This window comes from Paraburkholderia ribeironis, assembly GCF_900019265.1.
Classification (GTDB): domain Bacteria; phylum Pseudomonadota; class Gammaproteobacteria; order Burkholderiales; family Burkholderiaceae; genus Paraburkholderia; species Paraburkholderia ribeironis.
In genome coordinates this window covers 66,247-79,609 of record NZ_CYGX02000014.1, presented here as the reverse complement: position 1 = coordinate 79,609, position 13,363 = coordinate 66,247, and the positions used below count along the sequence as shown (strand labels likewise).

Below are 13,363 nucleotides of genomic sequence, written 5' to 3'. Positions count from 1 at the left end.
CCGCTTCCGCAAAGCCGATCTGCCGCTTCATCATCGTGGGTCCGTTCCGTGAGCTGTCTTCTATAACGTCCTCGGCTGCGTCAGCGATGACCGCCGAGATTCATTAATCAGCGTTTCCCTAGCTGTCCCGGCGAGCTGTGCGAAATTGTGACGGTTCATTCCTGCGTACCGCTGTCCGCACCGCTTCGTGGACCACCAAACATTTGCGGCACAATGTGCGTCGTGCGCAGCAAGACGCGATTCCACAGAGACGGTGGCGAGCTGACAGCTGCGTGGTCACACTAGTAGCGCTTAGTGTAGAACTCGATGCCTTGATTGACGGCGCAGGTGTAGTTACTGTGGGTCGACATCCGACTAAAGTGAGGCAGAAAAAAATCTCAGTCGCGACGGAGATGGTCTGATCGGGATTCACGTTATATCGAACAGATTGCCAGATCGGGTCCCCAGAAGGGGATTGGAAGGTCGGGGCACCGACGGGGCCGACTGTCGCGCGCTCGTCGGAAAAGCTCAATGTCCCGTCCTCCATAATCCAGTAGGTATTGATCTTCAGTCCACCGCGTGCTGCCTGAGTGGTTGTATCACTGGCGGGTGCGCACTTCGTCAGGTCAACCATCACCGAGACGGTTGCACCCCCGGTTCAGCGCGCTTTTTACATCGGCGAGATTTGAGAGTTGTTCCGTCGGTTCTGCGTGCCCTGATATGGCCGGAACGGCAATTGACAAAGCGATAAGCAGTCTCTGCATTGGATGACCTCGTAATTGATGGTCGCGGGTTAGCCGAAGGCCATTCGGTCCAAATTGGACTTCACGGGTTTTGACCCAAGTAAAAGCTGCTCCATTTTCATCTGAAATTGACGCGCCCCAAGTGCGTACGTCACAAATTGATCGCTTTTGTTCGAGAAGAGAGTTTACTTTTTTCAGACGGTCTTCTCACAAACCAACGAACTTCTTTTATCGTCGCTTGAAACCGCATGGGGACGGCCGACTAAGCGATATCGCATATTAGGCTGCTACGAATATCACTTTTTTTCTTGATATGGCCCGACTGCAACAGCGGCAGAGGCAGAGGCAGTCCAACAATGTCATGTGGTGAGTCGATGTTCTTTTCGTATGGCACGATGAGATACATCCTTCATCTGATGTCTGGGCAGCGCGAAGTGCGGCCGGATCGGACCGAAGCATAGGAGGAATGCCTCCGTGCGATGTGCAGCGCCGCTTTTCAGCAGCATGTCGAGCTGGGTGCCATGCCCTGCGTTGGGGCTTGCTAGCCATGTCTCAGGCAGAAGCGCGGCGAGCACGCACCTGCACCCGTTTGGGCGTATGCACTGAGCCTGTCGATGAGTTCCACAAAACTCGCCAGGCTTGCCGTGCGAAGCCGGTAGCAGGCGATCTGATTGCGCTCACAGATGCACTCGAACGTCTTCATGGTATCGCCGTCGATGCAGTCGACAGGGAACATGACCATGTCCGCATCCGGCATCGAGGCGGCCGGCAAACCCTTGCAATCTCCGGTGCCGCCGGCTTGCGTCATCGTTCCACCTGAAGCTTCCACGATCCACCGGATCGCCGGGACCGATCCGGGCCGACCGCCGACATAGAGAATGCGCTTTCCCTGAAGAACCGCGAGCAAATCGGCCGACAGAACCGATGGGTAGTGCGCCGGGTTCTGCACCGCCCGCTCCATCGCGCTTGCTTCCGCTTGCAACGCCCTTATCAGCACATCCATTTCGTTCAGCCGTACCCGCATTGCGCGCGTGCTTTCCCGCTCGGCGACGGCGCGCTGTTCTGCACCTTCACGACGGCTCGTATGAAGGGCGACGAGGTCGTCACGCTCGATGAGTGCTTCGCGCAGCATGCGGATTTCCGCGCGCAGTTCCGCTTCGACCGTCGCTCGTTGCTCGTTCCGGCATGCAGCGTGCCGTTTCGGTTTCTGTATCGCCGCATCGGGCTGCGTGCTCGTTTCGTGCAGGCGGCTGAGCTGCTGGTCGATGTTCGCACGCAGCGAGGCGCGCTCTTCTTCCAGCACGACCGGGCGTCTGATGTCCGCGGGATTAGCCGCGCCAACGAAATGCGTGGGCATGTGCAAGCCGTCAAACGCGGACTGACGCATATACATCCCCGCTTCGGGATGGGTCTTCAGTGCCCGGTAGGCGGTCGGAATATCGCCGGTCGCGAAGGCATCTTTCCATAAGGCGAAAACCGCGCTGGCATTTCTCGCAGTGTCGAACAGGTGTCTTGCATAGGCGCCGTCCTCTTCAAGCGCCTTTTGTCGCGCGTTGGCACCGGCCCAGCGCTCGACCACGAGCTCGACGGCGGTGCGATGAATTTCAAAGTCAGTCGCGCGCTGGCGATCGACTTTCGTGAATTCCGGCACTAGTTCGCGCGTTTCACGCGTGCTCCGGCAGACTTCCGATAATCGAGCGGTGAAATTGCACATTACGTTCAGCCAGGTTGGTTCGCCCTTCCAGGTCTTTTAGCCGTGCTTTCGACAACGCGTAGGTGCGTCGGCATGCACTGCGTTGGTTAGTCCTGTCACCTCACATCTCTGGACGCCGCGGGGGGCCATTGCATCTAATTGCCCGTCGATTCGGTGCCTGCCATACGAAGGCGAACCGGATTGTGCATGTCGACCTCTATTCGACGCAGACGGACCCCGATGGATGCGCGAATGATTCTTTGCAAACTGCAACTGAATATAACAAATGCACTACCGGCGAATTTGACCAGCCTCAACGCATCAATACATCGACCCGGACAATATTCTTTCGCAAATCGGGCCGGCCCAATAAGATAACATCGGTGCCACGAGCGCGACCTACATCCATCGATGCGCCTCGCATGCGAATAGCCAATTGGTCGTACAACGCCAGCCGCCTCTACATAGCTACGTCTGCGCCGACGGCGCCTGTTCATGAGAATCAGGACAGGTTGACGCGACGGGCCGTAACGATACCCCGATCTTTGCCCGCAGGAACTCGAATATCGTCGCCGTAGCACGAGCTTTCGCCTCCGGTTCGACGCCGGCGCCGTGGCCACCGTCACGGTGTTCCACGTACCAGACCTCGCCGTGTCCGAGGGCCTGCATTTTTGCTACCATCTTGCGCGCGTGGCCGGGGTGCACACGATCGTCTGTCGACGACGACGTGAAGAGAACCGGCGGATATGATGTATCTTTTTTTACGTTTTGATAGGGCGAGTAGCCCATCAATATCCGGTAGTCATCCGGATTGTCGGGATTGCCAAACTCGTCGACCCACAAGGCTCCCTGCAATAGCAGATGAAAGCGAGACATGTCGAGCACGGGCACTTCCGAGATAACTGCACCGAATAGCTCGGGACGCTGGATCATGCACACTGCGGTCAACAAGCCACCGTTGCTTCCGCCCCTGATGGCGAGCCGTTCCCGAGTGGTGACGCCGGAGGAAATCAATGCCTCAGCCACGGCAGTGAAATCGTCGAACGCCACCTGGCGTTTCTCGCGTTGCGCGGCCCGATGCCACGCAGGGCCCAATTCCCCGCCACCCCGGATGCTGGCGATCGCATAAACGCCACCGGGTTCCAGCCACGAGAATCCCATGGTGTCCAAATAGTGTGGACAATCGACTCGAACTTCGTAGCCGCCATATCCGTACAGCAGACAAGGTTGAGGGTTGCCTTGAAGATCCGACTCGCGGCCGATCAGCCAATAAGGAATCTGCACACCATCAGGCGCCGTCGCATGTCGTCGCCGTGCGACAAGTCCGGTTGTATCGAACCTTGCAGGGAGCCGCTGAAGCGGGCGCCAGGCGGCACCGCAAGCGAGATCTGCAAGATACAACGCCGGCGGCGTCAGGAAGTGGTCAACGTAGATCAATGCAGTATCGTCCCGTGTCCAGTCGACAGCCGTCATCGATACCTCGCACCCGTCCGGCAACGAAAGCGCTCGCGCTTCCCACGTACCATTGCGCGAGTCCGGAGAGCGCCAGAGGGTTACGCGCGCCACGCTCTCGCTTCTGCGAGTGACGATCAGCAAGTGCTTTGTGTACTGCACACCTGATAACACTTCCGTTTCCGACGGTACGAAAAGCACAGAAAAGTGGCGATCGCCTTCGAGAAACGCTTCGCGTCGGATAACTACTAAAGATCCTCCACGACATATCGTCGGATCGAGATTCCAGTCGGTGCGCGGTATAACGAACAGCCATTCGTTCCACTCGAAAACCCTCGCATCAGGTGGCACATCGAAATGCAGCCATTCGTTGGCTCTCTCGTCAAGCCAATAGTGCACCGCTTCGAAAAACTTGGTTGAGCGCAATGCGCGATGACGCGCATGGATCGGGTCATAATACGCCATCGCCGACAAATCTCCGGGCTCGCATTCGAATACGATCGGTGCATCCGCAATCGGGGTTCCGCGCCCCCATCTGCGCACCTGTCGTGGAAAGCCTGCGACAGTAACTGCCGGCGCTTCATTTACCGCGCTGTCATCCCACCCGACATATACCGCATCACGATCGATCCATGCGACGCGGTGGTGACCGGGTTCGAGCAGTTGAAATCCGTTCCTCACAAAAGTGCGCGCTTCGACGTCGAACTCCCGCACAATGCAGGCATCGGAGCCGCTGGGCGAAAGCCGTACCAGCGCGCGATCGTAAGTCGGATAGATCAGCGTGAAGTCGGCCAAAACCCACCGGGTGTCGTCACCGTCTTGCTGGTTCAGGTCAAGCGCATTGATGTCCAGCACAGTTTCCCATCGCGGCTGACTCCCGACCCAAGCGTCCCATGGTGTGCGCCGAACGAAGCCGAGAGGGTGCTGCTCGTCGTTCCACATGTTGTAGCCCCAGTCACCGTAGCGCGCGCATGCAGTGATGCGATCCTGGGCCATCGAGACCTCGGCAATCCGTTTGGTTAGCGCGTCAGCGTGTGCTGTACGCCCATACAGCGCCATGGTGCGTGCAGTCTGTGCACGGACCCAAGAATCGACAGCCTCATTACCGAGTTCCTCCAAACCAACATACGGATCTACAGCGTCGTGCAATGGCGACCATATGATTTCGGATTGCGAATCAAACATAAGTCTTCCGTATTGTTACAAATCCAGTTCAAAACCCCTTGCGGTGAATGTTGACGTTGTCGTCAAGCTGCAAAGGTTTAAATGACTCAATGCCGTACTCTGATCGAGAAGCGCTCGCGGCGCCCGTCATGCTGCGACGTCCGAAGGCCTGTGTTGTACGTCTCACGCGGGAAATGACACTGCGTTGTTCATGTGGGACCTACTGGCGGTGCGACGAGAACACGTTGCCCTTGCTCTATTGTGGCAGGCCAAACGCACATGCCCTTGATGAGCATCAACGTGTGCGTCCGACTGCGTGCGACTGAGCTTGCCGCGAAAGCCCGCCTCCGAGCCGGTCTTGTGTCAACTCGGTCTGAAGGAAGGAAAAGAATGATGTTCAAGGTGTCACATATACCTGGAGTTCGAAGCGCGGCCGTCGTGCAACGGGTCGAAGACAGACAAACATCCGGACCTTGGCCCGCGAACTGAAGATGCCAAGGCGAACCCTGCGCAACCGGGCCAAAGGCTGCTAAACGGACAAGCTGAATGTCCAAGTGACAAACAATATCTGCTCCAAGTCCGGCTAGCCACTCGCGGCGAGATCGACCAGTTTCGCGCGTTCGTATCGCGGCTGATTGAGGGTCCGCATCATTGCGGACGTTCACCCCACAGGGCTGCGCGTCGCTGACGGGTTGCGTAGCAAGGCTCTTGAAGTCGATCACGAAATACGTTCGCCGGCTGGTGAAAGGACGCGCTCAAGTGCATAGCTGTTCCATGTAGGCTACGCTTCGACGCTCGATCGCAACATGCCGCTTGAGATCCATCCGTACAGCGTATCCATTGCTGACGCTTGACGCAGCGTTCAGAGGCTCGGACACAATTCCTGCCAGATCGTCGCGCGGTCCGTTCCGCTTCACAGGCCCGGCATGCCCACCGGCGCGGCATCGCGATAGCGACACATAGTCCCCCGACCGACCGCATCAAGTATCCAGTCAACCCAGGCATCCAGCCCTTCGCCCGTTTGCGCGGACAATTCGAGGATCTCGAGGTGTGGATTGACACGAAGCGCGTAGTCGATGCAGCGCTTAACATCGAACCGGATGTGCGGAAGCAAATCGATCTTGTTGACGATCATCAGACCGGATGCCGAAAACATGTCAGGATATTTCAACGGCTTGTCCTCTCCTTCGGAGACTGACATGATCACCACCTTCGCGGCCTCGCCGAGATCCCACATCGCCGGACAGACCAGATTTCCGACGTTCTCGATGAACAGCACGCTGCGGACGGCGTCCGCCTTCGCCGGGACGCGGAGCGCGCTGTGATGCTGGCCAGGATCATAGTCACCGGAATGGTCATGCTGGTGCGAGTGATCGTAGTTGCCGTGAACGTGTGCACCATGGCCGTGTTTGCCATCTTGGCCGTGCTGCGCAACATGCAATGGCAGGCGCCCAAACGCCGCTGCGACCATCTGTGCGTCGAGGTGACATCCCTTGCCCGTATTCACCTGGATCGCTGCCGCACCGGATGCCCGAATCCGCTCTGCGTCGAAATTCGTTTGCTGATCGCCTTCAATCACACCGATCGGAAGAACCGCTCGCTTACGCAAAGCTTCAATCGTCGCGCACAGAAGCGTCGTCTTACCTGCACCGGGACCGGACATCAGGTTCAGGGCCAAGATGCCGTGTGCAGAAAAGTGCTTGCGGTTCGTCTGCGCGTATCGGTTGTTCTCCCCAAGAACGTCCTGCTCAAGCCGGATCGCTCTCGTCTGGCTCATGCCGGGCACCGACACCCGTGCTGGTCCATTGCCGAAATGCAGATCTGCATCTTTGCCATGCTGGAGGACTTCGTGACCGTTCTCCTGTCCGCCTCCATTTACCGACGTTTCGCCACAACCGCATACCACGCACATTTGACCTCCGTTCACCGTTCATAACCTTGACCGCCCTGCGCTTTACTTGACGCGGGCGCTAACATCCCTTGGCGAATCTCGGCGCATCCACCGCCTCGGCTAGCCAGCCACGCGCATTTCGATCACCCGTAAATCGGTGCCCGCCTTCACATGCAGGCGGTGCCCGCCGCAGGTCGGGCACGCCGCCCCGCGTGCCCGGTGCTCGACCTCGGCTGCGCAGTCCCAGCACCATGCCCGGCCCCGCATCTCGCGTATCTCCACGGTCGCACCATCAAGCAATGTGCCCGGCGCAATCGCTTCGAGCGCGAAGCGCAGGGCGCGCACGTCTACCCCGCAGAATCCACCTGCTTCGAGCAGAAGATGCGTGACACGGACGAAACACTCGCGCTCTGCAGTCTTCTCCATCAACGCCAGGATGCCGCCTGCAAGACTGACTTCATGCATGATCCATCCGAGCGTCATCCTTGTTCGCATAGCCTATTTGATATGCGACGCAGGGATCATAGGCGGCAGCTAGCACAGCGGCACGCTTCCAACCGGACAGCGAGGCGCTCGCTGGGAATCGTTCGAGCGTCCGGGCTACGGCGCCGCGCGGGTGGAAATTCCAGTCGGTCGGCGAAACGATCCGGTAGTCGCCGACCATGGGACCATGCGCCGTATCGCGTAACTCGACCCAATGCATCAGCAATCCTCGCGACATCTCACACCAACTGATCGCACGCAGTTCTCCGGCGGGCAAGGCACCACATACCAGCCCTTTCGTACCCCGCCGGTCGGGCACGGTCGCCAGCAGTCTCGCCAGTTCGGCAACCCGACAGCCCAGCCGCAGCCATACTGTATCGATCGCCGAGCCCAACGACGTTTGGTTCAGGCGCGTCCAGCAACCGGTCTCACACGGAGGCTCGTCCGCAGCCAAGAATGTCGAGTCCGCCAGGACCGCCATGCGGGCGGCCTGTGCGCGGAGGGTGACCGGTTGCGCATGCACGAGCAGCGGATGGCACGGGACGTTTTCCTGCGCGTGTTCGCGGCAATAGGCGAGCGCTTTTGCGGGCCACGTGCAGCAGCGCTCGCTCCACGAGCCAAGAAAACCCGCTGGGTCCTCATTCCAGCCGTTCAGCCATGCGTCAAGCCTCATACCCAGTGCGGCCCGCTCCAGCCAGTACCGCGCTTCGTCGAGCGTGCTGCCATAACGCAACAGCGGGATGTTCGACACGTCGCCAGGGAGTATGGCGTGGTGACCACTTGCCAGGCGTACCGGCCAGTCCAGCCAGATGCATCGCACATGTTCTCGGGTGGTCTCGTCGGCAAGCATACGCAGTTGCTCATGCTTCGCGTGGCCTACTCTACCCAGCGCTGCGTTCACGGCCAACGTGGCGCACACGCGATGAGCCACGCCACACAGGGCATATAGGCGGCCCAATACATCCGCGACCGTGTCCACGTGCCGGTCCACGAGCAGGCGCTCGGCCAGCCCCGAAAGTCCACCAGTGATCGCGGGACGGCGCCCCGGATGAAGAATCAGCGACGTATCGGATGCAATATTCACGGACGCCTTTCGCCCCCTTGACGACTCGTGGGCATCGTCGGGCAAATGGTCCTGGCATGGCGATCGCCGCCATCGAAGCTGTGTGCGATCACGTCGTTCATGCTATTGCCACCCAATTCAGGACATCGTGCAAGCGCTCACGCGAATCACGCAGGTCGTCGGGCGCAGCACACACGACGTTCGGCAGGTCAGTCACCTCGATGGTATTCAAGATCATCGTGTCCTCGGAGTTGAAATACACGGCGCGCCAGCAATAGGGTACGTTCGTCGTCGTCACCCGGCAGTTCCCGTAACCGCGCGACAGGATCGTGACCGCACCCCAGCCCAATACCTGATCGAGAAAGGCAACGTCGGGCGGCGACAAGGGCAGCAACGTCAGGTTCACCACGTGAGACGGCTGGCCATGTTGCCACGTCGCTAAATGCTCGCCGATCTCGGTCAGAATCGAAGCCGCATTCGTCACTTCGTCGGGTACGACGTCAGGGAACTGCCAGGCGTGCGCGCGCTCACGCGAGACCATCGTCAGGAGCGTCGGCGCGACACCTATCTCGACATATTCCTGCACCGTGTCCGGCCCACCCTCAACGACGCGCCAGACGCCGGCAAACACGGATTCCTGGATCAGAACCGTGCTCTGGCCGTCGATCCTTGCACTGACCTCGCCTTCGGACAGAATCTGGCTCAGCAGTGTTCGATCGTCTCCGTCCAGCCCCGATAGGTCGATGCGTGGATTGGGCCCGCCAGTCCCTGCAGTGGCCAGCGCCGCGTACACGGCCTTCAGCACCGCCTCCGCGCCCTTGTTCGCAGCGATAGGCTCCGGCTTGGGCAGTGGCGGCAGATTGAAGGTACTCATGTGCAGCGGCATGGGTAAGTAGTCAAGGGTTTCCTCCACCGACGCCGCGCGCCAAAGTGGGTCGCTAGCGCATCCTCATGAGCCGCCACCACGCCGATGCGGAACGGCACGCCGGCCGCACGCCGCCGCTCAGGTAGCACGGCAGCCGCGTCAAGAGCCTTGGGAACACGGACTGCATTACCCGCGATCAGCACCACGCCAAAACCCCGCTGCGCGAGCCAGTCACCGGCCGATGCGAGGTCCACCCAACTCCCATCGAACTGTTCAATCAGCGGGGCTACTGCAGGCGGTACCGCATCCGCCTGCGGCAGTGGCGCGCTCAGCGTTGCGAATTCAGTCTGCATGTTCAGTCCTGTCTCAGAACGCTCAGCGCCCCAACAGCACCTTGAGTTCGTCCGCCGTCATCTCAGACGGCATCGGGAATGGTGGCGCCTCACCCGCCTCTCGCTCGTCGGTGAGTGCCTTCTGCAGCAGATCGAGCGCCGCGTCTATCTCAGCCGCCCGCTGCGCATCAAGATGCTCGCGCGCGGAGTCGAGGAACACCAGCAGCCAGTCCCCCTTAACACAGTCGCCAAGCAGCACAGTGGACACGAGACGATGTTCGCCGCGCCGGACGCACCACGCCGCACCCGGCTCGTTCCTGACGACTTGCATCGGAACACCAATGCACATGGGCTCTCCTAGGACTGGCATGCGGACTGCGCGCCCGCTAGCAGCAGAATGCGGGCGTCGCCGATCCGGCAAGCCTGGCCAAGGGACGGACGTTCTCCCTCATAGCGAGACATGTCGAGCAGCGGCACGACCACCGCGTCTTCGTTCGAGACCGACTCCGCCCGGCGCATCGGCTCAGCGCCCCACTCATGCAGGACGTCACAGGCCAAGGCGAGTGCAGGCTCAATTGCGGCCTTCACCACCGGACGCAGACTGCCACCGTAGTCTTCAAGCTCCTCCGGCTGGCATCCGATCACGACCAGCCGCTCAGGGAACTGCTCAGTCAGCTTCGCGAGCTGCAGCACCTCCTGAAACCCGGTCTGGTGCAAACTCATCTTCTTCGTCGCCACGAAGCTCGGCACGTCATCGTCCTTGACCACCTTGAGCGTGCCCGGTTCAAGCCCGTAGTCGATCGCGTCGAAGATCAGCAGCCGTCTCGCGGCTTGCACGTAGCGGATCAGATAGAGCCCTTGGGTACCTCCGTCCACGAGCTGGATATTGGGCGGACACGCGTAATGTTGCTGCAGACGCTCGACGCAGCGCACGCCGAAACCCTCGTCCGCCCAGAGCAGGTTGCCGAGCCCGAGCACGACGATGTACGGCGTCGCTCCCGGTGCATTGTGTAGAGCGTCCAAAACTCGCCTCAGTCTTTGAAAGTTCGGTAACCGGAAACCATCGTGCTCACGACGCTCTGCCTCCCCATAATGTCCTCGCGCACCGCGGTGTAAATATGCAGGATCACGAACGCGGTGATTGCCCACATGCCCAGATGGTGCCAGGTGTGGACACTCTGGGGCTCGCCAAGCAGCGGCACCACCCGGCCGAACAGCCGGTCCTGCCACGAGCCCCCCTGCTCGCCCTCGCCGTACAGCGCGAAGCCGGTCAGCATCATAAAGATCGAGGCCAAGACGAACACGAAGAACATCGCAAAACGCGCGAGCGGATTGTGACCGATGTAGCGATTTGGCCGCTTCGACAGGAACGCATACCAGCGCAACATCGAAGCGAAGTCTTTCCAGTACTCTCGGCTGAAGATTGGCACGTAGAACATCTCGTGTGCATGGCGATTACCCAAGAACGCCCAGTAGATTCGCAGCAACATGCCGATAGCGAAGGCGTAGGCCGCCGAAAAGTGCAGGAAGCGGATATAGTCCATTCCGAAATGCGCGCTCGCTTCGCCCGGGCTGGTAGAGATCGGTGAACCGACCAGATACCCGGTCACAGCAAGCACTATGATCGCTGCGGCATTGATCCAGTGCCAGATGCGGACCGGAGCTTCGTATACGTAGAGCGCCTTGATCGCGACTACGTTGCCCTCGTCAGACCCGACTCGGCACTTGGCGTTGGTTTGGTCACCTGAAGTAGAAAAACCCATATGTCTCTCCTCTGAACAGACTAAATGCACGAACGAGATCGGCGTGCCGCTGCATGACCAGAACTTTGCGTCAACGCACCGTAATGCTCGCCAGATCCCGACCGTCCTCGCTAATCACATGAGTAGAACAGGCCAGACATGGATCAAACGAATGGAGCGTGCGCAGGATTTCGACCGGCTGCTCAGGGTCGACCATTGGTGTGTTCATCAGCGCAGCCTCGAACGCACCGATCTGCCCTTTCGGATCACGCGGACTCCCGTTCCAGGTCGTCGGCACCACGCACTGGTAGTTCTCGATTTTCCCGCTCCTGATATGAATCCAGTGTCCGAGCGCGCCGCGCGGCGCAGCCACCACGCCAACGCCCTTGGCCTCCGCAGGCCACGTGGACGGATCCCATCTGTCGACGTTGGCCGTAGCGAAATCGCCGTTGCGCAGGTTTTGGACCAGCTCGTTACAGTCGTCGGCCATCATCTCGCCGCAGTACTGGCTCTCGAGCGCGCGAGCTACGGTCCGGCCAATCGTCGTTGGGAGCAACTGCTTGAGCACAAGATCCGTCGTGGGAAGCGCCAAGGCTGAAGGCAGCGTCTCGTTGATCATCTGCGCTGCATGTTCAAGCTGCTCCCTGGGACGCTGCGAATACTGGTAGCCATTCTTCGCATGCGCATAGGCAAGGATGTAGCGCGACAGCGGCCCGACTTCCATCGCGTGACCACGCCAGCGCGGCGATTTAATCCACGAATACTTTGCGCTTTCATCGACGCGCTCAATGTTGGTACGGGTTCCCTGCGTCTTCGCACCGAGCGCGAAGTTCGGCTCGGTCACGCCATCCCACGGATGCAGGCCGCGGGTTTCATCCGGATAGTGATACCAACTGTGAGCCACGAATTCCTGGACCTGTTCCGGGTCACGAGGATCGACTGGATGAATCTCGTCCCAGTTTCCGTCGAGAATCGCACCGCCCGGTAACTGGTTCGTATTGCTATCTCCCGCTACCTTAGCGTAGTCACCGTAGTCAAGAACGTTGGTGGCCGACAGACCTCCGCCATACAACCATCCGGCCTCCTTGTAGAGCGTGCCGATCGCAAGCACATCGGGTACATAGACGTTCTTGTTGAACTCAATGATTTCGTCGATCCGCGCCTTGACGAAATTGAGGCGCTCGATGTTGATCGGTGCACCTGCGGCAAGATCGTCGTCGAGATTGATCGCGCAGGGCACGCCGCCCACGAGGTAGTTCGGGTGCGGGTTTTTGCCGCCGAAGACCGTGTGAATCTTCACCCATTCCTTCTGCAGGTCGAGGGCCTCCAGATAATGTGTGACCGCCATCAGGTTCGCCTCGGGTGGCAACACGTAAGCCTTGGATCCCCAATAGGCATTGCTGAATGGGCCGAGTTGACCGCTTTCCACAAAACGCCTGAGGCGGTCCTGGATATTGCGAAAATAGCCGGGCGAGGACAGAGGATGTTCGGGCGACACCGTCTGTTGCAGTTGCGCGGTACGTGACGGATCGGCCTTCAGTGCCGAAATCACATCGACCCAGTCGAGCGCGTGCAGATGATAGAAGTGGACGACGTGATCGTGGACCTGCAGAGTCTTGGCCATGATCGAGCGGATCAGGTCCGCGTTCTTCGGCACGGTGATACCGAGCGCATCCTCAACGGCTCGAACGGACGCGAGCGCGTGGCACCCTGTGCAAACGCCGCAGATACGTTCGACGAACGCCCACGCATCGCGCGGATCGCGGCCCTTGAGGATTACCTCGAGGCCACGCCACATCGTACCCGTCGAGACCGCATTTCGGATCACGTTGTTCGAATCGAGATTGACTTCGCAGCGCATATGACCTTCAATGCGCGTCACAGGGTCTACCACGACGCGTCGGCCGCTATCGTCCAGATCAAAACCTTGAGTCGAATAAGCGCTCACGCTTATTT

11 protein-coding genes and 2 pseudogenes are annotated in these 13,363 nt (G+C 59.7%); all 13 read right to left on the bottom strand.

Annotated elements, in window-relative coordinates; genetic code table 11:
• Window positions 1–118: 118 nt before the first annotated feature.
• Window positions 119–619 (bottom strand): annotated as a pseudogene (locus tag BN2475_RS36470) (VirK family protein); the annotation flags it as partial.
• A 462-nt stretch (window positions 620–1,081) separates the two neighbouring features.
• Window positions 1,082–1,201, bottom strand: a pseudogene (locus BN2475_RS36465) (IS6 family transposase); the annotation flags it as partial.
• Between the two features lie 62 nt (window positions 1,202–1,263).
• Window positions 1,264–2,373 carry a DUF2325 domain-containing protein gene (locus BN2475_RS07700; protein WP_159444534.1) on the bottom strand — a complete coding sequence of 370 codons (1,110 nt, stop codon included), beginning with the start codon at window positions 2,371–2,373 and terminating at the stop codon, window positions 1,264–1,266.
• A 510-nt stretch (window positions 2,374–2,883) separates the two neighbouring features.
• On the bottom strand, window positions 2,884–5,052 hold the full coding sequence (locus BN2475_RS07695) for a prolyl oligopeptidase family serine peptidase (protein ID WP_094778945.1): 2,169 nt from the start codon (window positions 5,050–5,052) through the stop codon (window positions 2,884–2,886).
• Window positions 5,053–5,944: 892 nt separating this feature from the next.
• Window positions 5,945–6,943, bottom strand: coding sequence for a hydrogenase nickel incorporation protein HypB (gene hypB / locus BN2475_RS07690; RefSeq protein WP_094778944.1), 999 nt, complete (start codon window positions 6,941–6,943; stop codon window positions 5,945–5,947).
• Between the two features lie 99 nt (window positions 6,944–7,042).
• Window positions 7,043–7,387: a hydrogenase maturation nickel metallochaperone HypA gene (gene hypA / locus BN2475_RS07685; RefSeq protein WP_094778957.1), complete on the bottom strand. Its 345-nt coding sequence runs from the start codon at window positions 7,385–7,387 to the stop codon at window positions 7,043–7,045.
• Window positions 7,380–8,489, bottom strand: coding sequence for a nickel-dependent hydrogenase large subunit (locus BN2475_RS07680; protein WP_143325745.1), 1,110 nt, complete (start codon window positions 8,487–8,489; stop codon window positions 7,380–7,382). Before BN2475_RS07680 ends, hypA begins: the two co-directional genes overlap by 8 nt.
• 97 nt (window positions 8,490–8,586) lie before the next feature.
• Window positions 8,587–9,354 (bottom strand): hydrogenase expression/formation protein, encoded by a 768-nt coding sequence (locus BN2475_RS07675; RefSeq protein ID WP_094778942.1) that lies wholly within the window; start codon window positions 9,352–9,354, stop codon window positions 8,587–8,589.
• A complete protein-coding gene (locus BN2475_RS07670) occupies window positions 9,339–9,686 on the bottom strand; it encodes a thioredoxin domain-containing protein (RefSeq protein WP_094778941.1) in 348 nt (115 codons plus the stop codon). The genes BN2475_RS07675 and BN2475_RS07670 overlap by 16 nt, the downstream gene beginning before the upstream one ends.
• A 22-nt stretch (window positions 9,687–9,708) precedes the next feature.
• Complete coding sequence (locus BN2475_RS07665) at window positions 9,709–10,014, bottom strand: HypC/HybG/HupF family hydrogenase formation chaperone (RefSeq protein WP_094778956.1); 306 nt, start codon at window positions 10,012–10,014, stop codon at window positions 9,709–9,711.
• A gap of 8 nt (window positions 10,015–10,022) precedes the next feature.
• Window positions 10,023–10,688, bottom strand: a complete 666-nt coding sequence (locus BN2475_RS07660) for a HyaD/HybD family hydrogenase maturation endopeptidase (RefSeq protein WP_094778940.1) — start codon at window positions 10,686–10,688, stop codon at window positions 10,023–10,025.
• 8 nt (window positions 10,689–10,696) lie between these two features.
• Window positions 10,697–11,428, bottom strand: coding sequence for a Ni/Fe-hydrogenase, b-type cytochrome subunit (gene cybH / locus BN2475_RS07655; RefSeq protein WP_094778939.1), 732 nt, complete (start codon window positions 11,426–11,428; stop codon window positions 10,697–10,699).
• Between the two features lie 70 nt (window positions 11,429–11,498).
• The gene (locus BN2475_RS07650; protein ID WP_094778938.1) at window positions 11,499–13,355 is read right to left on the bottom strand and encodes a nickel-dependent hydrogenase large subunit; all 1,857 of its coding nucleotides are present in this window, start codon (window positions 13,353–13,355) and stop codon (window positions 11,499–11,501) included.
• Window positions 13,356–13,363: the final 8 nt, after the last annotated feature.

Coding starts and splice junctions, on each gene's coding strand:
- hypB (WP_094778944.1), bottom strand. CDS start 6,943: ATGTGCGTGGTATGCGGTTGTGGCGAAACGTCGGTAAATGGAGGCGGA.
- BN2475_RS07670 (WP_094778941.1), bottom strand. CDS start 9,686: ATGCAGACTGAATTCGCAACGCTGAGCGCGCCACTGCCGCAGGCGGAT.
- BN2475_RS07695 (WP_094778945.1), bottom strand. CDS start 5,052: ATGTTTGATTCGCAATCCGAAATCATATGGTCGCCATTGCACGACGCT.
- cybH (WP_094778939.1), bottom strand. CDS start 11,428: ATGGGTTTTTCTACTTCAGGTGACCAAACCAACGCCAAGTGCCGAGTC.
- BN2475_RS07665 (WP_094778956.1), bottom strand. CDS start 10,014: ATGTGCATTGGTGTTCCGATGCAAGTCGTCAGGAACGAGCCGGGTGCG.
- BN2475_RS07675 (WP_094778942.1), bottom strand. CDS start 9,354: ATGCCGCTGCACATGAGTACCTTCAATCTGCCGCCACTGCCCAAGCCG.
- hypA (WP_094778957.1), bottom strand. CDS start 7,387: ATGCATGAAGTCAGTCTTGCAGGCGGCATCCTGGCGTTGATGGAGAAG.